This is a genomic window from Nonomuraea longispora, from assembly GCF_004348345.1.
GTDB lineage: Bacteria > Actinomycetota > Actinomycetes > Streptosporangiales > Streptosporangiaceae > Nonomuraea > Nonomuraea longispora.
The window spans coordinates 1-22917 of the sequence record NZ_SMJZ01000152.1; the positions used below are offsets into that span (position 1 = coordinate 1).

Consider the following 22917-nt stretch of genomic DNA (forward strand, 5'->3'; position numbering starts at 1 on the left):
GGGGTGGAGGTCGAGGGGCGCGAGTTCCGCGGCATTCACTACCTCGACGGCCGGCGTGAGGTGCGGGCCGCGTTCTCCGCCGCACCCGGCCTGGGCGTACGCCGTACGCACCTGCACTCCGCGCTCGCGCGGCGAGCCGCCGAGCTGGGCGTCAAGACCGTCACCGGCAGGATCACGGGCGTCTCGCAGGACCGGGACGGCGTGGAGGCCGCCGGGCTGCGGGCCCGCTGGCTCGTCGCCGCCGACGGGCTGCACTCGCCGCTGCGCCGCTCGCTCGGCCTCGACCTGCCCGCGCGCGGTCCCCGCAGGTACGGCCAGCGCAGGCACTACAGGATCGAGCCGTGGACCGACTTCGTCGAGGTGCACTGGTCGAACGCGGGCGAGGCGTACGTCACTCCCGTCGCCGCCGACCTGATCGGCGTCGCGATACTCAGCTCGGTGCGGCGCGGCTACGACGAGCACCTGCGCGGCTTCCCCGGCCTGACCCGCCGTCTGCGCGGCCCGGCCGTCACCGTGGTGCGCGGCGCGGGCCCGCTGCGCCAGGCCGCGCGTTCCCGCCGCGCGGGGCGTGTCCTGCTGGTCGGGGACGCGGCCGGCTATGTGGACGCGCTCACCGGCGAGGGTGTCTCGCTGGCGGTGCGCTCGGCCGAACTGCTGGTCAGGTGCCTGGTCGAGGAGCGGCCGGAGGATTACGACGGCGCGTGGTCGCGGTTGTCCCGCACGCACCGGCTGCTGACGGGCGCGCTGGTGCAGGCCGCGCGCCGCGCCGGCACGGCCCGGCTGGTGGTGCCCGCGGCCCGCAGCCTGCCCGGCCTGTTCACGGGCATCGTCCGGATGCTCGCCTGACCTCTCAGGGGGCGTGGCGCGCGTCGCGGCACAGGTCTCGCCTCTCGGACACCTGCTCCAGCCCTGCCGACCGGTAGGTGGCGACGGCGCCGACGTTGGAGCTCGGCGTGTACACGACCACGCTGGACGAACCCAGCTCCCGCAGCGCGCGTGCCCCGGCCATGGTGATCGCCCGGCCGTAGCCGTGGCCGCGGTGCTCCCGGTGCACCCCCATCGGTTCGATCAGCCCCATTCTGCCCACACCCGCCGACCACACGATCACGACCGCCACCATCTCGCCCCGCTCGTCGCGTACGGCCAGGCACCGCGCGCCGGCATACGGAACGCCTGCCGCCATCGCGTGCCAGCGCTCGTCGGTGGACGTCGACCCGCCGAACGACGCCCGCAGGGCCGCGGCCCACTCGCGCGCCTGCTCCGGCCCGACCACCTCGATGTCGACGCCGGGATCCGGCACGGGGGCGCCGAGGTCGCGCCGGAGCAGCGTCCACGGCTCGCCACTCCCCCAGCCGTCCTCGGACAACACGTCCCGGATCAGCGCACTCATCGGCGCTTCGACGGAGACCTTGCCCTCGGGCAGCACACCACGCCCCGACACGTCGCTCGCCACCTGCCGCGCGAGCTCCTCGTCGCGCAGCGCCCGCGGCGCGAACGCCAGCCGCAGCAGGTCCGCACCGTCCAGCAGCCCGACCGCGAGGATCTCCCCGGCCCGGCTCCAGGTCCGCGTGGCCTGCGCCGTACGCTCCGCGCCGAAGCGCCAGTACCAGCCCACATCTCCCGGATGCAGTTGCACGGGCACGGTGTCGTCCTGCCATTTCTCCAACGCCCGCACCACGTCACCGAGCCCGTCGGCCGACGGGCTGCCCATCTCGACAGCCATCGCCCGATCAAACACCACTCCGGCGGGCGCCGGCATCCGAATTTCCGGGCGGGCGCCCGCTTCCGTTCACCGGCGGTGCCCTCGCCTCGCTCCTGCCCACGGCCACCCGCCTGCTAGGTCTCGGCGAGCCCACCAACGGCGTCGAAGCCTTCCCCGAACTGCGCAACGAACTCTTCCGACACCTCGTCGAACACCGGGGCTACCGCTCCATCGTCATCGAGAGCGACTGCCTGGCGGCACTGGCCGCGGACGCGTACGTCGCCGACGGCATCGGCACCCTCGACGACGCGATGAGCCGCGGCTTCAGCCATGGCCTCGGCGCCTCACCCGCCAACCGCGAGCTCCTGCGCTGGATGCGCGCCCACAACGAGCAGCGTCCGCCGCACGAGCGGCTTCGCTTCTACGGCTTCGACGGCCCTCTGGAGATGACCGGCGCCGCCAGCCCCCGCTACGCCTGATCGCCGATGATCTGCGCGCGCTGCTCACCGCGCACATTCCTCACCTGACGGCCGCCATCTCCCCTGACGGCTGGTGGCGGGCCGACCTGTACGCCCGCACCGCCGCCGGGCTCTTGCGCTACCACGCCGGCATGGCCGACACCGCGACCACCCGCGTCGGCACGCTGATTGTGCCTGCGCGATGCGATGATGGCCGACAACCTCGACGCCATTGTGGCCCGCGAGGCCCGTCGCGGCCCCACCCTCGTCTTCGCCCAGAACAGCCACCTGCGGAAGGACAAGAGCAGCTGGCTGCTGCCGGAGGGCTGGGGCCCTCTGGCGGGCCGGACACTGGAGTGGTGGAGCGCCGGAGCCATCATCGGCACCCGCCTCGGCGACCAGTACGCCTTCGCGGCCACCACCTTCGGCACCCGCGGCTCCGACGTCCCCAATCCTGACAGCCTCGAACACCCTTGGGCCAGGACGTCCGTTCCCGGTTCACGTACCGCAGGCTCGGAGCCGGGAGCACAGGTGGAGGCCTACCAGGTCACCCGCAGCTCGTGCAGGCCGTACACGATGCTGAAGACCCGGTAGTCCACCCGCTCGTGCGGATCGGCCAGGGCGAGGCCGGGGAAACGCCGCAGCAGGGCGGGGAAGGCGATGCGCATCTCCATCCGCGCCAGCGGCGCCCCGAGGCAGTGGTGCACGCCGTGGCCGAAGCCGACATGACCGGCGGCTTCCCTGGTGATGTCGAGGGTCTCGGGATCGCCGGTCAGGGCGGGGTCGCGGTTGGCGGCGGGAATCGAGAGGATCACGAGCGAGCCGGCGGGAATGACCTGCCCGGCGATCTCCACCTCCGCCATGGTGGTGCGCGGCGGCAGCCCGTTCACGATGGACAGCCAGCGCATCAGCTCCTCGACGGCGGGCTCGATCCGCGCGGGGTCGTCGCGGATCATGGCGAGCTGGTCCGGGTGCCGCAGCAGGGCCAGGGTGCCCAGGCCGAGCATGTTCGCAGTCGTCTCGTGCCCGGCCAGCAGCAGCAGCTTCGCGATACCGGTGAGCTCGTCGGCGCTGAGCTCGTCGCCGTGCTCACGCACCAGCATGCCGAGCAGGTCCTCGCCCGGGTTCGCCCGCGCGCGGGCGGCCAGGCCCGCCATGTAGGCGTGATCCTCCCGCTGCGCCGCGAGTCGCTGCTCCGCCGGCAAGGACGTGTCCAGCAGGCGCACGGAACGGGCGTGGAACTCGGCGCGGTCGGCGTACGGCACACCCAGCAGCTCGCAGATCACCAGCGACGGCACCGGCAACGCGAAGTGCTTCACCAGATCGGCCGGCTTTCCCGCCCGCTCCAGATCGTCCAGCGCCTCCTGGACGATCTCGGTGATCCGCGGCTCCAGCCGGCGCATCCGGCGTACCGTGAACTCCGGCGTGAGCATCCGGCGCAGGCGGGTGTGCTCGGGCGGGTCGAGCCCGATCAGCTGCCCGGCCTGCATCTTGGCCCGCTCCTCGGCGTCCATTTGCCCGATTTCCGGGAACGGTGTGCGGGCGCTGCTGAACCGGGCGGGGTCCGACAGCACCTGCCGGACGTCCTCGTGGCGGCAGACGAGGTACGCGGGCAGGCCGAACGGCGTGTCCACCCGCACCACACCCTCGCGGTCGCGGGCCAGGGCCAGTTCCTCGACCGGGTCCATCCCGTCGCGCCGCATGAACAGCGGCGCTTCCAGCGCTTGCGTCATCTTCTGACCATCCATTCTGTGGTGCCGGCTCCCTTGCCGTCCTACCTGTCCGACAAGACAGCGCGCCGAACTGTGAGGCCGGCGCGTCGCCTCACATTCCGCGGTGTCGCGTTGTCGGACCGGTGAGGGAGCGATCATCGCCGGCCCCATCCGGGCCGCGTGTCCCGAACACCTGCCGAGACCGAGAAGGGAATCGTCGCCATGTCCGGATTTCACGCACGTCACAAGGTCGTCGTCATCGGAGGCGGCTACGCCGGCACGCTCGCGGCCAACCACCTGCGGATGCGTTCCGACGTCGACGTCACCATGGTCAATCCCCGCCCCGAGTTCGTGGAACGCATCAGGCTGCACCAGTTCGTCGCCGGCACCGGCGAGGCCACGGCCGGCTACGGCACGCTGCTCGGTGCGGACATCCGGCTGGTCGTCGACAGCGCGGAGCACATCGACACCGTGGCCCGCGAGGTGCGGCTGGCCTCGGGCGGCGCGATCGAGTACGACTACGTCATCTACGCGGTCGGCAGCACCGGGGCCATACCGTCGTCGGTGCCCGGCGCGGCCGAGTTCGCGTTCGACATCGCGGAGCTGGAGGCCGCGCGGCGGCTGCGCGCCCGTCTGGACGACGTGCCCCTCGGCGCCCCGGTCACCGTGGTCGGCGGTGGGCTGACCGGCATCGAGACGGCCGCCGAGCTGGCCGAGCGGGGACGCAGGGTCACGCTGGTCTGCGGCAGGACCCTGGCGCCGTCGCTGAGCGAGCCGGGCCGCCGGTCCGTGGCCAGGTGGCTGTCCCGGCACGGCGTCACGGTGCTGGAGGAGACCGCGGTGAGCGAGGTCGGGCCGGACGAGGTCGTCTTCGCCGGCGGCGGGACGGGGGCGAGCGCACTGACGGTCTGGGCGGCCGGTTTCGGTGTGCCGCAACTGGCGGCGGCGAGCGGGCTGCGTACCGACGCGCTGGGCCGGCTGCTCACCGACGAGACGCTGACCAGCGTCGGCGACGGCCGCATCGTCGCCGCGGGGGACGCCGCTTCGCCGTCGGGCCGGCCGCTGCGGATGAGCTGCTACGCCGCCGGGCCGCTCGGGGCGCAGGCCGCCAACACCGTGATGAGCCGCATCGCCGGCACCGATCCGGTGGCGATCACCCTGGCTTTCACGGGGTCGTGCGTCAGTCTCGGCAGGCGTGGCGGCGTGCGGCAGTTCGCCCGCAAGGACGACAGCGCGATGAACGTCTACTTCGACGGCCGCATGGCCGCGGCGTACAAGGAGATGACCTGCAACCTCGCGGTGCGCAGGATCCGCCGTGAGGCTCGCGTGCCCGGCTCCTACAAGTGGTTCAGGGGCGGCCGGCGTGCCGGGCGGCCGGCCATCGCCGCGCGGGCGACGTGAGCGGGTGATTCCGGTCCGGGCGTCGCCGGTCAGAACGCCGCGGTGAGATGGGCCGTCAGGCGGGCCGGCGCGTCCTCCTGGAGGAGATGGCCGGCTCCCTCTACCCAGTGGAGCTCGGCGTGCGGGATCTTCTCGTGCAGCCAGCGGGCGTGCTCCGGGGGAAGGATACGGTCCTCACGGCCCCACAGGAGGCGCACCGGCACCGAGATGCCGCCCAGCAGCTGCTCGTACCCGGCCGTGTCCGCCTGCCTGATCTGGCTGTACTGGCGGTAGAACGCGGCCTGCCCCTCAGCGCCCCGCCACGGCTCCAGGAAGGCGTCGAGCACTCCTGGCCGCAAGCCGGCATGGGTGGCGTGGCGCAGGTGCGCGGCCACCAGCGCCTCGTGGGCGTAGCCGGGCAGCTGCCGGAAGACCTCCGTCTGCTGGAGGACGAGCTGGAAAAGCCCTCTTTCCCACCGGCCGCCGCTCACCGCGTCGAAGAGGGTGAGGTCACCGTAGTCCGCTCCTTCCAGCAGCAGCGCCCGCAGCGCGACCGCCCCGCCGATGTCGTGGGCGACCACGCTGGGGCGCGACAGGTCCCAGTGGTCCAGCAGCCGCCTGAAGGTCCTGGCATGGGCCGCCAGGCTGAGGTCCTGGCCTTCGTGGCGGTCCGACCGCCCGAACCCGAGATGGTCGAAGACGAAGACCCTGCGGGTCAGGGCGAGTGCCGGTGCGACATCCCGCCACAAGAAGGAGGAGTACGGGGTGCCGTGCACGAGCACCACCGGGTCGCCGCGACCCATGACCGCCCAGCGTACGGCCCCGTCAGGCGTCTCGAATGCCTCGTCCAGCGTCCAGTCCACGACCGCCTCCTGTCACGTCGCCTCCTGGGCGCCATCCCCTCAGACCGGGCGGTTATGCCGTACCGCCGCCCTCATCGCGTGCGGTAGGCGTCGACCAGGTCGTCGCCGTAGGGGTCCCGCCCGGTTCCGGTGGCGGCGGGAGCGGAGATGGCGGCCTCAGAGGATCCTCGCCGGCCAGGTGGAACAGGTGGTCCCGCTCGTCGCCGGTCAGCCGCAGCGCGCGGGCGACGGCGGTGAGCATCTGGCGGGACGGGCGCGAACCTCTCGCCTGCTCCAGCCGCGTGCCCCGCGCCAGACCGACGTCGGCAGGGGCGAGCCGGGTACGGCAACGTCGCACGAAATCGGCCAGGTCGGTTCTGTCCGCCCCTTCACGATGCCGCGGACGACGTGGCAGAGCCAGGGACGGCCCGTCCCCGGATAAGGACGTCTCTCCCGCCGCCGTCCGCGGCGAACCTACCGGGGCGTCAGCACGCAGAACTCGTTGCCGTCGGGATCGGCCATCTCCACCCCGCCCGCCTCGCACGGGCCGGCGCCGATGCGCGTCGCTCCGAGGCTGGTCAGACGGTCGACCTCCGCCTGCTGGTCACCGTGGGCGGGCGGGGCGAGGTCGAAGTGCAGCCTGTTCCTGCCGGTCTTCGGCGCCACCGGAGGGCCGCCCCACGTGATCTTGGGGCCGCCGTGCGGCGAGCGGATGGCCGTCTCCTCATCCTGGTCCCAGACCAGCGGCCAGCCCAGCGCCTGGCTCCAGAAGCAGCCGGCCTCCCGCGTGCCGTCGCACGACAGCGCGCCGATGAATCCGCAGTCGGCGAGGAACCGGTTGCCCGGCTCGATCACGCACAACTCGTTGCCTTCGGGGTCGGTGAGCACCACGTGACCCTCCTCGGGGCGCTGCCCGATGTCGATGTGGCGCCCGCCCAGCGCGAGCACCCTGTCCACCGTCTCGCGCTGGTGGTCCGGGGACGTGCTCGTCAGGTCGAAGTGGATCTGGTTCTGGCCGGTCTTCTTCTCCTGCGACGGCAGGCAGCGGATGCGGAACCCGGTGTCGTCGTCCGGCAGGAGCACGATGCCGTCGCGCGGGTCACCGGCCAGCTCCCGGCCCAGCACCCCGGCCCAGAACCGCGCGAGCCCGGGCGGGTCGCCCGCATCGATGCAGAGCGCGACGAGTTGAGCGACCATCAGCGGTCTCCCGTCTCCCGACCCGCGGGGCGGGTCGCCCGGCGTGTGACGGCAACAACGTTAACCCACCCGGGACGGGCGATGCGACCGTATTTCAGGCGGGTGCCGGTGCCGTACAGCCGCCGCTAGCGGCCGGGTTTTGCCCAGGTCAGCGAATATCGGCGGAGCACGTGCCGGCGGTAGCGCACGCCGGGCAGCAGTCGCCTCGCCGCGGCCCGCACCTGCCCGTAGCCCATCTGCGGGTCGGCGACCGGCATGCCCTCCGGGCCGTGCGCGCGACGCAGTACTTTGGCGATCCGCACGACGGGGGCGGCCGCAATCTTCACTGCCCACTCCGACGGGGTCGTCTCGCGGGCCAGGCCGACCACCACGAGCGTGCCGCCGGGGCGCAACATCCGACGCATGCGGGTCAGGGCCGCCTCGAAGTCCATGTGGTGGATCGCAGTTACCGAGCAAATGAAGTCGTAGCCCTCGGCGGGGAGGCCGGCGGTGAGGAAGTCACCTTCGACGAAGGTGACTTCCTGGTGGCCGGCGGCGAGTTCACGGGCGCGGGCGATCATCGGCGGCGACTTGTCGATGCCGGTGACACGCTTCGCCCGCTCGCTCAGCTTCCGCACGAGCAGTCCGTCGCCGCAGCCCACGTCCAGCGCATCGCCGCATCCCTCGGGGACGGCCTGGAGGATGCCGGGGTGCCGGGCGACGTTGGTGTTCCAGTAGGGCTTCAGGTCGGCCTGACGCATCGGATCATCATAGGTCTCAGCGCCGCCGGCCTCAGCGTTCGCGGGCCCGGAGGTAGGCGTCCAGCTCGGCGGCGCCCTGCAGCATGGCCCGGCCCCTGGCGGACAACCGGGCCTGCCATTCGCGCAGGGTCGACTCCAGCGGGGCGACGCCTCCGGCCGAGCGCACCTGAGCGATCAGCGGGGCGATCTGCTCCAGCAGGTAGCCGCCCCGGCGCAGCTGGTGGGCCAGCCGGGCGTCCCGTACGTCGGCCGCGCTGTAGACCCGGTAGCCGGTCTGCGGATCGCGGCGCGGCCGGACCAGCCCGGCGTTCTCCCATTTGCGCAGGGTCGCGGGGCGGATGCCGAGCCTGCTGGCCAGGGGACCGATGAACGTGTCGCCGCGCTCCTGCGGCACGGGTGCCAGGTCGCGCAGCGCCGCCTCGACGGCCTGGAGGGTGCGGCGGTCGTCGAGGAGCTGGCCGTGGCTGTCGTCGATGAGCCGCAGCGCGTCGTCGACGGCGCCCCGGTTGACCGCCTGCATGATCGACGTGGCCGTCGGGTGGCCGTGGCCCGGCACGAGGGCGACGAACGCGCGCAGGGCGTGGGCGTGCAGCGGCGTATAGGTGCGGTAGCCGTGGACGGTGCGCTCGGCGGCGGGCAGGATGCCGGCGTCCTCGTAGTTTCTGACCGCCTGGGTGGACAGGCCGTGCTCGCGCGCCAGGTCCACCGGCCTCATGAATGCACCACCGATTGAAGCTCCGCCGAGCTGTAGCTGGAGTGTTTCGGAGAAAGTCTACATCGAAAGTTCAACGATACCGTTGAACGTATGGACATCAAGGACATCGCCCGGCCCGTCGACGGCGCGGGTATCTCGGCCTTCCTCCGGTCGCTTCCCGCCCGACCTCTGCTCCTCGGCCTGGGCGAGGCCAGGCACTTCGTGGGTGAGCTGGGCGAGGTGCGCAACGAGATCTTCCGGCATCTGGTCGAGCACGAGGGCTACCGGTCGTTCGCCATCGAGAGCGACTGCCTCGGCGGCCTCCTGGTCGACGACTACGTCACGACGGGTGCGGGCACGCTCGACGACGTCATGGAGCGCGGCTTCAGCCACGACTTCGGCGCCTTCCCGGCCAACCGCGAGCTCGTACGCTGGATGCGGGAGTACAACGAGGAGCATGAGGCGAAGGTCAGGTTCTTCGGGTTCGACGGCCCGCTGGAATACTGGGCGGCCAGCCCGCGTGAGCCGCTCACCGCCCTCCACGCCCTCCTCGACGGCCCGTTGCCGTGCACCAGGGAGAAGCTGGACGCGCTGCTCGGCCCGGACGAGCGGTGGTCGAACGAGGCCACGGCCATGGATCCGTCCCAGTCGATCGGCCGGTCGGCCGACGCCCAGCGGCTGCGGCTGATCGCCGACGAGCTGGTGGCGCTGCTCGACACGCAGGCGCCGCGGCTGAGCGCGGAGGAGCGGGAGCGGGCGGAACTGTACGGGCGCACCGCCACCGGCCTGCTCCGCTACCACCACTGGCTGGCCGACGCGTCCCCGGCGCGGTGGACCCGCCTGTCGGCCCTGCGGGACGCGATGATGGCGGCCAACCTGGGCGCCGTCGCCGAGCACGGCCCCGCCCTGGTCTTCGCCAGCAACCTCCACCTGCGGCGCGACAAGAGCTTCATGTCGTTCGGCGACCAGGTGCTGGAGTGGTGGAGCGCGGGCGCGATCACGGCGACCCGGCTGGGCGACCGGTACGCCTTCCTGGCCTCGGCCTTCGGCGTGGTCGGCGACGACGTTCCGCACCCCGGCACAGTCGAGGGAGTCCTGTCCACGCTCCCGTGGGAGCACGCCCTCATCGACGCCCGCCGCCTGACCGAGGCCGTCAAGGGGGCCGCCCAGCGCGATTCCCCCGATTTCGCCTATTTCCCGCTCGCCCAGGACCAGCTCGACACGATCGACGCAATCGTCTTCGTCAAGCAGGCCGTACAACTGGATTGGCCCGGCCGCGCGCCCGCCGCAGACGCCTGACCAGGCTCAGCAAAGGATGATCGTTGGTTGGCTCAGCCAGACGATCAGGAACAGGGCCGCATTCGTGTGCCATCATCCGATCGACTTCACCGACAGGGGCGATCCAGCCAGGGCACCGATCGGGGTGTTCGAGTACAAGCCCGACAACAGCTCCTTCCGCCTCGCCCACATACTCGGCGAAAGGCCCGCCTGAGGGCGGCTCCTGGAGGCGCGTGACATGCGCCGGCAGGGTCGGCGTTGCCGCGTCGTACGCCGGGACGCCGCGCTTGCGGCGGGCAGGGGACGCCTCGCATCGGTGACCCGCCCGGCCTATGGACGCCCGCCGCGTGGCGTGACCAGCCCGGCCTCGTACGCGACGATCACCGCCTGGGCCCGGTCGCGCACACCGAGCTTGGCGAACAGGTCGCTCACCCGGTTCTTCACCGTCGACATCGACAGCTTCACCTCCTCGGCGATCTGCGCGTTCGACAGGCCCCGCGCGATCAGTTCCAGCACCTGCACCTCGCGCGCGCTCAGCACGGACAACTCGGCAGGCGTCACGGCCGTACGCGGGCGGGCCGGGCGCACGAACGTGCCGATGAGGCCGAGCAGCAGCCGGGGCGCCACCGTCGCCTCGCCCCGGTGCACGATCCTGATGCCCTCGATCAGTTCCTCCGGCGACACGTCCTTGGGCAGGAAGCCGGACGCCCCCTGCCCGCAGCGCCGCGACCACGTGCTCCTCCAGATCGAACGTGCTCAACGCCAGCACCCTGACCTCCGGCAGCTCGCACACGATCCGCTCGGTGGCGGCCACCCCGTCGAGGTCCGGCAGATGCAGGTCCATCAGTACGACGTCGGGACGCAGGTCGTGGCTGAGGCGTACCGCGTCGTGCCCGCCGGCCGCCTCCCCCACCGTGGTCAGGTCGGGCGTGGTGTCGAGCAGCAGGCGCAGCCCGACGCGGACCACCGTGTGGTCGTCCACGAGCAGTACTCTGATCACATCGTCTCCGGCAGCGGGATGCGGGCGTGTACGGTGAAGCCCTCCCCCAGGCGAGGGCCCGGCGCGGATCTCGCCGCCGCACAATGACACCCGCTCGGCCATCCCCGCCAGCCCGAACCCGGGCCTCACGGCGCCGGGCCGCGACCGCCCCTCATCGTTGATCTCCAGCTCGACCAGTTCGGGCAGGTACGCCAGCCGCACCCGTGACCGGGCCCCCGCCGCGATCAGCACCACCTTGGGGCCCACCCCCGCATAGGGATAACCGAGCAGTTCCGCCGCCAGCACCACAGCGGCGGTCGCGGCGTCGCCCGCCCAGGGACGGCTCATCCAAGCCTTGACGATCATTCCTTCACCGCACCCCCGCGGCCGCCCCCCGCCGCGCATCCATCATGCCCCGTCCACGGACCGGGGTGCGCGGGCGACGGCGTTCTGGCGGGCCCGGTCACGCCGCCCGCCGGGTCCCCCTCACCGCGATGTGGGTGATCTCCGTCAGGGTGCGGCTGCCGGGCCGCAGGTAGCCGTGGTGGCGGGTGTCGCCGCCGTCGACGACTCGCGCGCCGAACCCCGCTTGTACGGGGTCGGCGCCGAACCCGAACGGCCCGATGAGCAGGCCGGCGCGCAGGACGTCGTCGTTGCGGCCGAGCATCGCCCAGATCCGCGCCGGCGTACGTAGGTCCGACGCCTTCCTGACGCCCAGGCCCGGGCTGCCGACGACGATGAGGTCGCGCACCGGCGAACCCCCCGCGACGGCGCGGGCGCACACCACCGAGCCGTAGCTGTGGCAGACGAGGCTGATCCGCAGGTGCCGCGGCAGCCGGTCGATGAGAGGCCGCAGCCGTCCGGCGCCCCTGTCGGCAGGCCAGACGGTGACGATCTCTGGGTGGGCGAGGCTCGGTGTGTCGTAACCCAGCCAGCCGATCACCGCGGTCCCCGGACCCAGGGTCGCGGCCTCGTCGTGGAGCGCGTGGGCCGCTCGCCCGGGACTCTCCGGGGAGTCGTCGAACGCGGCCAGGCTCTGCCCCGAGCCCGGCACGTAGACGATGACCCTGCGCGCGCGGGCCAGATCTCCCACGACCTCGATCGCCTGGCCGTCGCCCTCGCGGCTCAACGCCAGGAACCGGCGGCCCTGCCAAGCGTACCGGTCGTAGGTGTCCTGCAGCGCCTGGGCGGTGAAGGCCGCGGGCAGGGGCAGCTCGGCCGCCACCGGCCGGCAGGCGGCGGCCGTTCCGGCGGCGAGCGCGGCCGACAACGCCACCGTCCGCGCGAGCCGCGCCCCGGGGCCACACGCCGCCGGCTTCCGGCTCCGTGCTCGCCCGCCTGCAGGAGCCGGTGCGCGGGCGGCGGTCCCCACGTGTTCGTACACGGTGACGGCGTACGGGCGCGCCGGGTCGTCGTACGGGTGCTCGCCCACCTTGCGCAGCGACGGGTCGGCGTCGAGGTGGCGGTAGAGGCGGCGCGCCTCCGGCCATTCGTGCACCAGGACCAGGACCGCGCCCGGTGCCATGAACGAGCGCAGCCGCGACAGGACCAGGCGCAGCCGCCGGCCACGGCCCGCGTAGTAGAGCGTCTCCGCGCAGATGACCAGGTCGAAGACGCCGTCCGGAGCTTCGGTGAGGACGTCGAGCGCGGCGAACCCGGCCGCCCCGGCCGCCCCGCCCGCCTTGGCCGTGGCGCGTACGATCGCCCGCTCCGAGATGTCCACCCCCCGGCACTCGGCCCCCGGGAAGGCGCCGGCCAGCCGGCGGGTGAACGCCCCTTCACCGCAGTCCACGTCGAGGACCCTGCGGTAGGAGCGGCCGGGGATGTGCCGCAACGTCGTCTCGTACTTGGCCAGCTCGTAGGGCTCGCTCTCGTACCGCCACGGGTCGGGAACGCGGTGCATCCACTCGAAGAAGCGGCGCAGCACACGGCCATGCGCGGGAACGGGAAGGAGGGACACGGCGCGGAAGGACATCCTGTGCAGGCGATGGCGGAGGTCGGGCATGTCTTTCAGCCTGCTGACGCCCGCGCCCCGGTTCGTCGGCCGCGTGACCGATCTTCCGCCGGGACCGGGCTCCTGCCACCGCCGCCCTGCGGTACTCCAGGCCGGGGCGCCGGCCCGGAGGATCCCGGCGGCAGTCCGTCCCGACCAGGGACAACCTGTCCCTGGTTGGGCGTGGGAGCGCTCCCTACACTGGGCAGCGTGATCGACCGTGCGGGTTCGCCGACTTCCTCCGCCGCCGCCGGGACCTGCTGCGTCCGGCCGACGTGGACCTTCCCGACGGCGTACGGCGTCGCGCACCGGGTCTGCGGCACGACGAGGTGGCGGCGCTGGCCGGCATGTCCAGCGACTACTACGCCCGGCTGGAGCAGTGCCGTGGCGCCAATCCGTCCGCGGCGATCGTGGCCTGCCTGGCCCGTGCGCTCCGCTGCGACCTGGACGAACGCGACCATCTCTACCGCCTGGCCGGGCTCGCGCCTCCGGCGCGCCGGGCCGGCCGGCGGATCCGGCCGGGGTTGACCAAGCTGGCCGAGAGGCTCACCGACGTCCCGGTCCGCATCTGCACCGACCTGCACGAGATGTTGTGGCAGAACGCCCTCGCCGACATCGTGCTGGGCCGTCACGCTGCGTCGATCGCGTGGCGATGGTTCACCGAGCCGGCGATCCGCGCCAAGTTCCCCGAGGAGGACTGGCCACGGCATTCACGCTCGCACGTCAACGATCTGCGGGCGACCTACTCCCGCCGCGCCAGCGAGGCCGGCGTGGTGGAGATGGCGCACGGCCTGCTGGAGCGCAGCCAGGAGTTCCGCGAGCTGTGGGAGCGTCACGAGGCCGCCGTACGCCGTTTCGACCGCAAGCGCTTCCTGCATCCGGAGCTCGGGACGCTCCGCCTGACCTGCGAAGTGCTGCTCACGCCCGAGGAAGACCTCAAGATGCCGGCGTTCTTCCCGACCGAGGGCACCGACGCGCAGGAGAAGCTCGACCTGCTGCGGGTCACCGGGTCGCAGAGCTTCCAGACGACCGCCTGACAGACCGGGCTCGGGCTCAGCCGCCCATCGCGACCTGGTGGAAGGCGGCGAGCGCGCCGTCGATGGGATGGGGCTGCGGCCTGCCCGAGGCGTCGAGCCTGTTCCACCTCTGCAGGTTGACCGCGACGGACAGCTGCCGCCCGCCGTCGGCGCGGGTCATGGACAGGGTCCCGGCACCCCAGACCGTGCCGCCGTGGCCCCAGAAGGTGCCGCCGCCGGGAACCTCCTCCGGGTGCAGGCCGAGACCGTAGTCGATCACCTTCCCCTCCTGGGAGACGACCGGGACGGTGGCCTGCATCTGCGCCAGCGACGACGGGGCGACGATCTGCCCGTCGAGCAGCAGGGCGAAGAACCGGTTGAGGTCGGTCACGGTCGAGACCAGCGCCGCCGCCGGCCCCACCCACGACATGTCGTAGACGCTGAAGTCGCGCGGCGGGTCGATCATGCCGAACCACGCCTCGTAAATCTGCGAGTGGGGCCCATGGAGCTGCGGTCGTGCGGGGAACCCGGTGTCGGGGAGCCCGGCGCGCTCGATGACGTTCCGCGTGATCACCTTCTCCGCCGGCGTACCGGTCACGTGTTCCAGGAGCCGGCCGAGCAGCAGGGTGTTGGTGTTGGAGTACGTCCCAGGAGTGTCGCCCGGCGGGCCGGCGGCAGGCGCCGCGACTCCCATCTCGATCAGATCGCCGGGACGGAAGCGCGTGAACCGGTGCTCCTCCAGGCTGTCGGGCCTCGTATCGGCCAGCGAGGGGAACGCCTTGAGGGAGGCGTAGGCATAAGGGAGGTATTCGGCCAGGCCGCTGGTGTGGTTGAGCAACATCCGGACCGTGATCGCGTCACCGCGCTCTCCGGGGACCAGCCGCGGCAGGTAGTGGCCGATCGGCGTGTCGAGCCCGATCTGACCGTTCTCGGCCAGTTGCAGCACCGCGGCGGCGGTGAAGGTCTTGGTGACGCTGCCCACGCGGTGGCGCATGCCGCTGCTGACGGGACGGCCGGTGACGACGTCGGCGACCCCGGCGGCGCCCTGCCAGACCTGCTCGCCGTCGCGCACCTCGGCCCACAGTCCGGGCATGCCCGCGCGGTGGACGTCTTGCAGGGCTGTCCGCAGGGCCGTGGGATCGAGGGGGTTGTTCACGACACGTGTCCTTCCGTGATCGGCAGATGTGACGGCTCGGGGCAGGCGGCGGTGCAGCCGCGCGGTCCCGCCGTCGGTACGCGCCCCCATTATGCACGCGGTGCGCGCAACGGCGCGTGCATAGTCTAGATTGGGTCCGGACGAGAGGGGTGACATGACGGGCCGAAGGCGCTGGTCGGCTGACGAGATCCTGGACACGGCGGCGGAGCTGCTGCGCGCGGGAGATGCCGAGTCCTTCAGCGTGCGCCGGCTCGCCGCGGCGCTCGGCACCGACTCCTCCAGCCTCTACCGGCACTTCCGCAACAAGACGGAGCTGTTGCGCGCGGTCACCGACCGCGTCCTCATCGCCGCCATGGACGGCTACCGCCCCGAGGGCGACTGGAAACAGCGCATCACCACCGTGGCCATGCGCCTGCGACAGGCCTTCGGCCGGCACCCCCAGGTCGCCGTGATCTGGGGGCGCCACGTCTCGGGCGGCGCCGGCTCCCGGCTGGTCATCGAGGAGACGCTGCAGGCCCTGCGCGCATCGGGCCTGCCCGAGAGCGAGATCCCCGCGCACTACCACCGGCTCGCGATCTTGCTGGCGGCGTTGATCGCGTCCGAGGCGGCCATCGGCAGCGTCACCCCCGAGGAGCAGGAGCAGGGCCTGGAGTCGTTCCGGGTCGCGGTGCTGGGCGCCGACCCGGCGCACTTCCCCGCCCTGGCCCACTTCGCCCGCGACATCCGCCCCCTGTCGGACAATCGGGACACCGTCTTCGCCACGATCCTCGCGGCCCAACTCGCCCAGATCGAGACCGCGATCCCCCGCCCCGCCACTTCGCCCGGCCGGTGACGAGCCGGGCACCTCGACACCCGTGGCCCCGAAGCCGTTCCGCCGAACCACGCCCGCACCGGACCGTAACCGGCGCCTGCGCCTCGTGAGCCACGCCGACCCGACCTGACGGTACCGGCCCCGACGTCTCCGGCCGTCGCTTCTCCTTCCCTTACCGCGCGCGGCGAGCGCGTCCAGGGCGGCGGCCCCGGCGCGGGGCGTGGCGGGCGGCCGGGCCCGGCGAGCACGCCGGCGCCGTCACCGGTGACAGCACTGGTGACGGCGCAGGTCAAGGCCGGGGCAAGCATGATCGCCGCCTCGGCGGTTCACCTGTGATCGCGGCCGGAACCCGCCTATCGTGAGCGCCTGTTTCCTAAAAGAGCGGACCTGGCATGCCCGATCGGCGGTCCCGGCCCTGGTGCCGCCCCGCCATGCGGTCCGCGCACGTGCGGGACGGAGCGGAATGAGCGGGGAACGATACTCCCGGGTGGCCGGGGTGGCGGCGCAGTTGCCGGAGCACAGCCTGACCACGGAGCAGCTGGAAGACCTGCTGGCCGAGCGCAACCCCGGCATCCGCGTCCCGCGGGGCCTGATCGAACGGCACAGCGGCGTGCGGCGACGCCATGTCGCCCCGCCGGAGTGCATGGCGTCGGACCTGGCCGCGGCGGCGGCCCGCCGGCTGCTGCGGCAGACGGGACACACGCCGCCCGCCATCGACCTGATCATCTACGCGGGCGTGTCAGGCGACGCCGTCGAACCGGCGACGGGGCACATGGTGGCGGCCAAACTGGGGGCAGGCTGCCCGGTCTTCGACGTACGGGACGCCTGCAACAGCGTCCTGCGGGCGATTCACCTCGCCGACGCGCTCATCACCGCAGGCGACCACCGTACGGTCCTCATCGTCTGCGGCGAGCTCATCACCGCCAGCATCCAGTGGCGGCTGGAGTCGCAGGACGACTTCGAGCCGGCGATCCCCTCCTACACGGTCTCGGACTCGGGCACGGCGCTGCTGCTGGAACGCAGCGGCAGCCCCGGCGTGCTCGGGCACGCGTTCGGCGCGAACTCCGCCGACTGGTCGGCTTCCATCATGCCGTTCATCCGCGACCACGCCGGCGGGTTCCGTACCGGGCCCTTCACCATCGATCCGATCGGCCTGGCCATCGGCGTGCAGAAACTGGACTTCGGAGTGCTGCGCAGGCCGCTCGCCGAGCGCGGCCTCGACTGGGACGACATGGCCGTGACCTGCGTGCACCAGCCGTCACTCGCGGCGCTGCACTGGGCGTGCGAGCTCATGAACGCCCCCGCGGGCAAGGCCGAGGTGACGATCGTCGACCACGGCAACCTCGCCGCCTCCACCCTGCCGATGCAGTTGTACCTCGCCGAACGCGCGGGCCGGCTCAAGCGCGGCGACCTGGTCGCCCTCGTGGGCGTGGCCAGCGGGCTCAGCGAGGGAACCGTGCTGCTGCGCTGGTAGGAGCAGCAGCACGGTGCGTACGCGGCCGCCGCGCCGTAGCGGCCTCCCTCGTTGCGGTCACCGCCGTCATCACATAGTAGTTGATCACTGACGGACAGTGACATCGAGGGAGCTGGCGCATGAGCGGCACCAAGGGGACAGACACGGCGGTCGCGGTGATCGGTGTGGGCTGCCGACTGCCGGGCGGCATCACCGACATGAACGGCCTCTGGCAAGCCCTCGAACAGGGCTGCGACCTGGTCGGGCAGGTGCCGCCCGACCGCTTCGACGCCGACCGCTTCGTCGACGAGCACACCCCCCGCCCCGGCAAGAGCTACACGAGGGCGGGAGGGTTCCTCGGCGACGTCGCCGGTTTCGACCCCGCCTACTTCAAGATCTCCCCCAAGGAGGCGGCCGCCATGGACCCCCAGCAGCGCCTGCTGCTGGAGATGACGGCCGAGGCGCTCGACGACGCGGGCGTGGATCCGGCGGCGCTCGCGGGCAGTGACACCGCCGTGTTCGTCGGAATCTCCGACACCTCCTACGGCTTCCAGCAGATGCTGGAGCAGCGGGACGTCACCGCCTACACCATGGCGGGCGCCACGCTGTCGATCGCGGCCAACCGCATCTCCCACACCTTCGACCTGCACGGCCCCAGCATGGCCGTGGACACCGCCTGCTCCTCCTCCCTGCTGGCGGTCGAGCGCGCCTACCGGACGCTGCTGGCGGGCACCAGCCGGCTGGCGCTGGCCGGCGGCGTGAACGTGCTCGTCTCCCCGGGCGGCTTCACCGGGTTCAGCCAGGCGCAGATGCTCTCCCCCACGGGCCGGTGCGCCGCCTTCTCCGCCCAGGCCGACGGGTTCGTACGGGCCGAGGGCGGCGGCGTGGTGCTGTTGAAGCGGCTGACCGACGCGCTGGCGGACGGCGACCGCGTCCACGGCGTCATCGTCGGCGCCGGCACCAACAACGACGGCCGCACCATGGGGCTGGCGCTGCCCAGCGCCGAGGCGCAGGAGACGCTGCTGCGCCAGGTATACGGGGCGGGCGGGCTCGACCCGGACGACCTGGTGTACGTGGAGGCGCACGGCACCGGAACCCAGGCCGGGGACCCGGCCGAATGCGAGGCGCTCGGCCGGGCGCTCGGCCGCCTGCGCGCGCGGGGGCCGCTGCCCATCGGGTCGGTCAAGTCGAATGTCGGCCATCTGGAGCCGGCGTCGGGCATGCCGGGCCTGTTCAAGGCGCTGCTGGTGCTGCGGCACGGCAGGATTCCGGCCTCCCTGCACGCCGAGGAGCCGAATCCGCGTATCGACTTCGCCGGACTCAACCTGTCGGTGGCCACGCAGGCCCGCGAGGTGAACGCGCCCGGCGGCGGGCGGGCGCTGGCGGGGGTGAACTCCTTCGGTTTCGGCGGCAGCAACGTGCACGTCACGCTCGCCGCGCCGCCGGCCCTGCCTTCCCGCGGGCCCTCTGAAAAGACCGCGCGGGCGCTGCCGGTGATGGTGTCGGCCCGGAACGAGACGGCGCTGCGGCAGGCGATCGAACGCACCGCCGACCATCTGACGCGCCTGGGCGACGACGAGCAGGCCTGGTACGACTGCGCCTACACCTCCACCCGCCGCCGGGGCGGCCACCCCCGCCGGGCGGTGGCCCTGGCGGACTCGCCCGCGCGGGCCGCCCGCGCCCTGCTGGGGCTGCTCCCCGGCCAGGCGGGAAACCGTGACCAGGCACCCGCCCCCGGCCAGGCGCAGGGCGTCGAGCACGCGCCGACCGGGGCGGCGACGGCGGATGCGGCCGAGCACGGCCGGGTGGTGTTCGTCTTCTCCGGCAACGGCTCGCAGTGGGCCGGCATGGGCGCCGACCTCCTGGCCGGCGACGAGACCTTCCGTACGGCGGTGCAGGAGGCCGACGCCGCGCTGCGGCCGTACCTGGGCTGGTCGGTGCTGCGGGAGATGCGGCAGCCGCCCGCGCAGTGGCGGCTGTCGGCGACGGAGGTCGCCCAGCCCATGTTGTTCGCCGTGCAGGCCGGTCTGCTGGCCGTGCTGCGCGCGGCCGGCGTCCACCCGCAGGCCGTGCTGGGGCACAGCGTGGGGGAAGTCGCGGCCGCCTACGCCGCCGGCGCGTTGTCGCTGGATCAGGCCGCGCGCGTGATCGCGGCGCGCGGCGCCGCTCAGGCCGCCACGATGGGCACGGGACGCATGGCCGCCGTCGGGCTGCCGGAGGAGCGCGCCCGCGCCCTGCTCGACCGCTGCCCGGACGTGGAGATCGCCGCGGTCAACACCGACCGCGACGTCACGCTCGCCGGACCTGAGGGGCGGCTCAAGCAGCTCGGCGCGGAGCTGGAGGCCGACGGCGTGTTCGTCCGCCATCTCGACCTCGACTACCCCTTCCACAGCGCCGCCATGGACGCCGTCCGCGAACCGCTGCTGCGCTCCCTCGACGGGCTGGACCCCGGTCCCGCCGCGGTCACGCTGCTGTCCACCGTGACCGGCGGCGAGCTGGACGGGACCGAGCTGACGGCCGGCTACTGGTGGCTCAACGTCCGCGAGCCCGTGCGCTTCGCCGACGCCGTCGACGGCGCGCTGGCCGGCGGCCACGACGTCTTCGTCGAAGTGGGGCCGCATCCGGTGCTGCGCTCCTACCTGCGCCGCGTCACCGGGCAGGCCCGCCGGCGCGCCTGCGTGGTGCCGACCCTGCGCCGCGAGCAGGCAACCTCCGCGGCGGCCGTCACCGCCGAGATCATCGCCTCCGGCGCCCGCCTCGACTGGGACGTCTACTTCCCCCGCCCCGGCCGGGTGGTGTCCCTGCCCTCCTACCCGTGGCAGCGCGAGCGGTACTGGATCGGCGGCCCCGACACGTGGATGCATTCCAGCGGCACCGGAGCGCTGCAGCACCCCCTCCTCGGCGAGCGCCTGCCGGCCCCGCACCCCACCTGGCACGGCCCGGTCGAACGCACGCTGGCGCCATGGCTGGTCGACCACCGCGCCGGAGGCCTGCCCGTCCTGCCCGTCACCGGATACGTCGAGATGGCGTTGTCGGCCGCCCGGCTGGCCATGCCGGACAGCGGCCAGGCCCTGGAGGTCGACCGGGCGGCCGTCACCCGCGCGCTGGTGATCCCCGAGTCGGCCGAAGCCCGGCCCCTGTACACGCAGACGTCGTTGTCGCCGGAGACCGGCGCGGTGGTCGTCTCCAGCACCGACGACCTGGCGCTGCCGCCGCAGGAGCACTTCCGGGCCCGCGTACGGCCACTGACGCGGCCCTGCCCACCGCCGCTCGACCTGGCCGCGCTGCGCGCCCGCATCCCCGCCACCGCCGACGCCGACGTGGACGCCTTCTACCGCGACACCGCCCGCGGTGGGATGGCCTACGGCCCCGCCTTCCGGGTCCTGACCTGGCTGCGGCCGGGCCAGGGCGAGGCGCTGGCCGCCTACCACGTGCCCGCCCAGGCCGAAGGCCGCTATCACGTGCACCCGGTGCTGCTGGACAGCGCGTTGCAGGCGGGCGTGGCCTGGATGGTGGAGACCATGCTGCAGGGCAACGCCTTCATGCCCTCGGCCATCGGCGCGGTGCGCGTGTGGCGCGCCCCGGCCGCCGAAGGAATCCTGTACGTGCGCGAACGCGCCCGCGGCGACGACGAGGTGCGCTGGGACATCCTGGTGGCCGACCCCGACGGCACGGTCACCGTCGAGGTGCAGGGCTGCCGGCTGCGCCGCACCCAGCTCAGCACGGTCCTGCCGCTGGAACACTTCCGCACCGAACTGCGCGCCCTGCCGCACGACGGCACGCCTGGCGCGCCATGGCCGCTGGCCGGCCCCGCGGAGCTCACCGACGCGGTCGCCGATCGGCTCGCCGAGCTGCGTACGGCCTGGCGGGCCCTGGGCCACGCCGGATTCGCCGACCGCGCGGAGGCGTCGTTCGCCGCCGCCCTGGCCGCCGCCCTGCAGGAGATCGTCAGCCCGGCCGGCCGCGAACTCGGCACGGACGACCTGGCGCGGGCCGGCGTGGCGGGGCGCGGCACGGCGATGGTGCGGCACGCCCTGCCGCTCCTGGAACGCCACGGCCTGGCCCGGCGCACGGGCCCGGACCGCTTCCACCTGACCGGGCAGCCCTCCGCCGGGCCGGACGCCGCGTTCTTCGGGCAGGCGACGCCCTTCGCCGCCGAACAGGCCCTGACCGCGCTGTGCGTACGCCACCTGACCCCCCTCCTGCGCGGCGCGTACGACCCCGCCGAGTTGCTGCAGCCCGGCGGCGGCGCCGAACTGCTGGAGCAGGTGCACGACATCGCGCCCCTGTCCCTGCACGGCAACCGGCTCATCCGCGCCGTAGCCCAGGAGATCGCCGCACGCTGGCCGGCCGACCGGCCGCTGCGCGTCCTGGAGGTGGGCGCGGGAAGCGCCGGCACGGCGGCCATGCTGCTGCCGGTCCTGCCCGCCGACCGCACCCGCTACCTGGTCACCGACGTCGACGAAGTCGTCCTGGCGCGGGCGCAACGGCGGCTGGCCGGATCCGACATCGTCGACTTCCACCGCTTCGACCTCGACGCCGACCCCGACGGGCAGGGCCTGCCGCCGGGCTCGTTCGACCTGGTGATCGCCGCCCACACCCTGCACCTGTCCGCCGACCTCGCCGCCACGCTCGCCCGCCTGTCGCGGCTCCTGGCGCCCGGCGGGCACCTGCTGGCGGTCGAACCCCACCGGCCGCCCGTCGCGGCCTACGCCGGGATGCTGCCCGGCTACTGGGGCCACGCCGACCGGGACCTGCGGCCGCACTCGCCGCTGGTCGAGGCGGAACGCTGGCCGCAGGTGCTGGCCCAGGCGGGATACCACGAGGTCGCGCACCTGGCCGACGACGAACCCGGCCGCGCCTCCTGCTCGCTCCTGCTGGCCGCCGCCTCCGGCACGGCCCTCCCCCCGCAGCGGCCCCCGCTCGACGACGCGCAGACGTGGATCGTCGTCGCCGGCCGCACGGACCCGGGCGACGGTCCTCGGGAGCAGGCGCTGGCCGACGCGCTGACCCACCTGATCGCCGGGCAGGGCCGCGCCGAACGCGCCGGCGCCACAGAGGACGCCGCGCGGTTGCTGGCCCGCGTTCCGCAGGACGCCACCGCCGTCACCTTCGTCCTCGTCGTCGAAGACCCGCCCGGCCGGAACGACGCCGAGCCGCCCGAGACCGTCGTCGAGGAGGTCACCGGCCACATCGCGACCCTGCGCGCCGTCGCGCAGGCCTGCGCCCAACTGCCGCCGTCCACCACCGCGACGCTGTGGCTGGTCACCGACGAGTGCGCGGCCCTGCCCGGCCCCGGCGGCGCCACCACGCCGGTGGCCTCGGCCGTGTGGGGCGCGACCCGCACCCTGGCCAACGAACAGCCCCGCCTGCAGATCCGGCGCGTGTCGGTGCACCGCGGCGGAGACGCCACCGGCGACGCCGAACGAGTCCTGGACGAGCTGGCCCGCCCCGGGCAGGAGGACGAGATCGTCCTGACCGGGCAGGGACGCTTCGCCGCCCGCAC

20 protein-coding genes and 1 pseudogene are annotated in these 22917 nt (G+C 73.3%); 10 read left to right on the forward strand and 11 right to left on the reverse strand.

Annotated features, from left to right (window positions below; all coding sequences use genetic code 11):
• Positions 1-846 (forward strand): NAD(P)/FAD-dependent oxidoreductase (locus E1267_RS31225; protein WP_132337768.1); only part of this gene is annotated, 846 nt, incomplete at its 5' end.
• Positions 847-850: 4 nt separating this feature from the next.
• On the opposite strand, the gene E1267_RS31230 is transcribed toward E1267_RS31225, so the two are convergent.
• Both E1267_RS31230 and E1267_RS46690 read right to left on the reverse strand, forming a co-directional pair.
• Positions 851-1723, reverse strand: a complete 873-nt coding sequence (locus E1267_RS31230; RefSeq protein WP_132337770.1) for a GNAT family N-acetyltransferase — start codon at positions 1721-1723, stop codon at positions 851-853.
• 113 nt (positions 1724-1836) lie between these two features.
• Positions 1837-2034, reverse strand: a complete 198-nt coding sequence (locus E1267_RS46690) for a hypothetical protein (RefSeq protein ID WP_246064370.1) — start codon at positions 2032-2034, stop codon at positions 1837-1839.
• Between E1267_RS46690 and E1267_RS46695 the strand changes: the two genes are divergently transcribed.
• Both E1267_RS46695 and E1267_RS46700 read left to right on the forward strand, forming a co-directional pair.
• The gene (locus E1267_RS46695; protein WP_246064373.1) at positions 1963-2181 is read left to right on the forward strand and encodes an erythromycin esterase family protein; all 219 of its coding nucleotides are present in this window, start codon (positions 1963-1965) and stop codon (positions 2179-2181) included. The genes E1267_RS46690 and E1267_RS46695 overlap by 72 nt on opposite strands.
• Before the next feature lie 186 nt (positions 2182-2367).
• Positions 2368-2754: an erythromycin esterase family protein gene (locus E1267_RS46700; protein ID WP_246064371.1), complete on the forward strand. Its 387-nt coding sequence runs from the start codon at positions 2368-2370 to the stop codon at positions 2752-2754.
• Here the strand turns inward: E1267_RS46700 and E1267_RS31240 are convergent.
• Entirely contained in the window at positions 2700-3893 is a 1194-nt protein-coding gene (locus E1267_RS31240) for a cytochrome P450 (RefSeq protein ID WP_132337772.1), read from the reverse strand. The genes E1267_RS46700 and E1267_RS31240 overlap by 55 nt on opposite strands.
• A 201-nt stretch (positions 3894-4094) precedes the next feature.
• Here E1267_RS31240 and E1267_RS31245 point away from each other — a divergent pair, with 201 nt between their 5' ends.
• Positions 4095-5273 (forward strand): NAD(P)/FAD-dependent oxidoreductase, encoded by a 1179-nt coding sequence (locus E1267_RS31245; RefSeq protein WP_132337774.1) that lies wholly within the window; start codon positions 4095-4097, stop codon positions 5271-5273.
• A gap of 29 nt (positions 5274-5302) precedes the next feature.
• Here E1267_RS31245 and E1267_RS31250 read toward each other — a convergent pair whose 3' ends face one another.
• From E1267_RS31250 to E1267_RS31270, 4 genes are all read right to left on the reverse strand, one after another.
• Complete coding sequence (locus E1267_RS31250) at positions 5303-6115, reverse strand: alpha/beta fold hydrolase (protein ID WP_181957862.1); 813 nt, start codon at positions 6113-6115, stop codon at positions 5303-5305.
• A gap of 453 nt (positions 6116-6568) precedes the next feature.
• On the reverse strand, positions 6569-7291 hold the full coding sequence (locus tag E1267_RS31260; protein WP_132337776.1) for a VOC family protein: 723 nt from the start codon (positions 7289-7291) through the stop codon (positions 6569-6571).
• Between the two features lie 125 nt (positions 7292-7416).
• A complete protein-coding gene (locus E1267_RS31265) occupies positions 7417-8031 on the reverse strand; it encodes a class I SAM-dependent methyltransferase (protein WP_132337778.1) in 615 nt (204 codons plus the stop codon).
• Positions 8032-8062: 31 nt separating this feature from the next.
• Positions 8063-8746, reverse strand: a complete 684-nt coding sequence (locus E1267_RS31270; protein WP_132337780.1) for a TioE family transcriptional regulator — start codon at positions 8744-8746, stop codon at positions 8063-8065.
• Positions 8747-8836: 90 nt separating this feature from the next.
• Between E1267_RS31270 and E1267_RS31275 the strand changes: the two genes are divergently transcribed.
• Together E1267_RS31275 and E1267_RS44765 are read left to right on the forward strand one after the other, a co-directional pair.
• Positions 8837-10024 carry an erythromycin esterase family protein gene (locus E1267_RS31275; protein ID WP_132337782.1) on the forward strand — a complete coding sequence of 396 codons (1188 nt, stop codon included), beginning with the start codon at positions 8837-8839 and terminating at the stop codon, positions 10022-10024.
• 16 nt (positions 10025-10040) lie between these two features.
• Complete coding sequence (locus tag E1267_RS44765; RefSeq protein ID WP_165959895.1) at positions 10041-10217, forward strand: hypothetical protein; 177 nt, start codon at positions 10041-10043, stop codon at positions 10215-10217.
• A gap of 116 nt (positions 10218-10333) precedes the next feature.
• Here E1267_RS44765 and E1267_RS47710 read toward each other — a convergent pair whose 3' ends face one another.
• The 3 genes and pseudogenes from E1267_RS47710 to E1267_RS31285 all read right to left on the reverse strand — a co-directional run bounded on the left by E1267_RS47710 (position 10334) and on the right by E1267_RS31285 (position 12987).
• Positions 10334-10687, reverse strand: a complete 354-nt coding sequence (locus E1267_RS47710; RefSeq protein WP_342774915.1) for a response regulator transcription factor — start codon at positions 10685-10687, stop codon at positions 10334-10336.
• Positions 10688-10769: 82 nt separating this feature from the next.
• Positions 10770-11387, reverse strand: a pseudogene (locus tag E1267_RS47715) (response regulator); the annotation flags it as partial.
• A gap of 58 nt (positions 11388-11445) precedes the next feature.
• Positions 11446-12987, reverse strand: coding sequence for an alpha/beta hydrolase (locus tag E1267_RS31285; RefSeq protein WP_132337784.1), 1542 nt, complete (start codon positions 12985-12987; stop codon positions 11446-11448).
• A 263-nt stretch (positions 12988-13250) separates the two neighbouring features.
• On the opposite strand from E1267_RS31285, the gene E1267_RS31290 reads away from it, so the two are divergent.
• Positions 13251-14012 (forward strand): helix-turn-helix transcriptional regulator, encoded by a 762-nt coding sequence (locus E1267_RS31290; protein ID WP_220449761.1) that lies wholly within the window; start codon positions 13251-13253, stop codon positions 14010-14012.
• A gap of 16 nt (positions 14013-14028) precedes the next feature.
• Here the strand turns inward: E1267_RS31290 and E1267_RS31295 are convergent, their stop codons facing one another.
• The gene (locus tag E1267_RS31295; RefSeq protein ID WP_246064372.1) at positions 14029-15147 is read right to left on the reverse strand and encodes a serine hydrolase domain-containing protein; all 1119 of its coding nucleotides are present in this window, start codon (positions 15145-15147) and stop codon (positions 14029-14031) included.
• A gap of 154 nt (positions 15148-15301) precedes the next feature.
• On the opposite strand from E1267_RS31295, the gene E1267_RS31300 reads away from it, so the two are divergent.
• The 3 genes from E1267_RS31300 to E1267_RS31310 all read left to right on the forward strand — a co-directional run.
• Positions 15302-15979, forward strand: coding sequence for a TetR/AcrR family transcriptional regulator (locus E1267_RS31300; RefSeq protein ID WP_132337790.1), 678 nt, complete (start codon positions 15302-15304; stop codon positions 15977-15979).
• 442 nt (positions 15980-16421) lie between these two features.
• The gene (locus E1267_RS31305; RefSeq protein ID WP_132337792.1) at positions 16422-17432 is read left to right on the forward strand and encodes a 3-oxoacyl-ACP synthase III family protein; all 1011 of its coding nucleotides are present in this window, start codon (positions 16422-16424) and stop codon (positions 17430-17432) included.
• 119 nt (positions 17433-17551) lie between these two features.
• Positions 17552-22917 (forward strand): type I polyketide synthase (locus E1267_RS31310; RefSeq protein ID WP_132337794.1); only part of this gene is annotated, 5366 nt, incomplete at its 3' end.

Bases quoted from the DNA above. Each gene is read 5' to 3' on its own strand.
- E1267_RS31230 (WP_132337770.1), bottom strand. From the start codon at position 1,723: ATGGCTGTCGAGATGGGCAGCCCGTCGGCCGACGGGCTCGGTGACGTG.
- E1267_RS46690 (WP_246064370.1), bottom strand. From the start codon at position 2,034: ATGGCTGAAGCCGCGGCTCATCGCGTCGTCGAGGGTGCCGATGCCGTC.
- E1267_RS46700 (WP_246064371.1), top strand. From the start codon at position 2,368: ATGATGGCCGACAACCTCGACGCCATTGTGGCCCGCGAGGCCCGTCGC.
- E1267_RS31240 (WP_132337772.1), bottom strand. From the start codon at position 3,893: ATGACGCAAGCGCTGGAAGCGCCGCTGTTCATGCGGCGCGACGGGATG.
- E1267_RS31245 (WP_132337774.1), top strand. From the start codon at position 4,095: ATGTCCGGATTTCACGCACGTCACAAGGTCGTCGTCATCGGAGGCGGC.
- E1267_RS31260 (WP_132337776.1), bottom strand. From the start codon at position 7,291: ATGGTCGCTCAACTCGTCGCGCTCTGCATCGATGCGGGCGACCCGCCC.
- E1267_RS31265 (WP_132337778.1), bottom strand. From the start codon at position 8,031: ATGCGTCAGGCCGACCTGAAGCCCTACTGGAACACCAACGTCGCCCGG.
- E1267_RS31270 (WP_132337780.1), bottom strand. From the start codon at position 8,746: ATGAGGCCGGTGGACCTGGCGCGCGAGCACGGCCTGTCCACCCAGGCG.
- E1267_RS31275 (WP_132337782.1), top strand. From the start codon at position 8,837: ATGGACATCAAGGACATCGCCCGGCCCGTCGACGGCGCGGGTATCTCG.
- E1267_RS44765 (WP_165959895.1), top strand. From the start codon at position 10,041: ATGATCGTTGGTTGGCTCAGCCAGACGATCAGGAACAGGGCCGCATTC.
- E1267_RS31285 (WP_132337784.1), bottom strand. From the start codon at position 12,987: ATGCCCGACCTCCGCCATCGCCTGCACAGGATGTCCTTCCGCGCCGTG.
- E1267_RS31300 (WP_132337790.1), top strand. From the start codon at position 15,302: ATGACGGGCCGAAGGCGCTGGTCGGCTGACGAGATCCTGGACACGGCG.
- E1267_RS31305 (WP_132337792.1), top strand. From the start codon at position 16,422: ATGAGCGGGGAACGATACTCCCGGGTGGCCGGGGTGGCGGCGCAGTTG.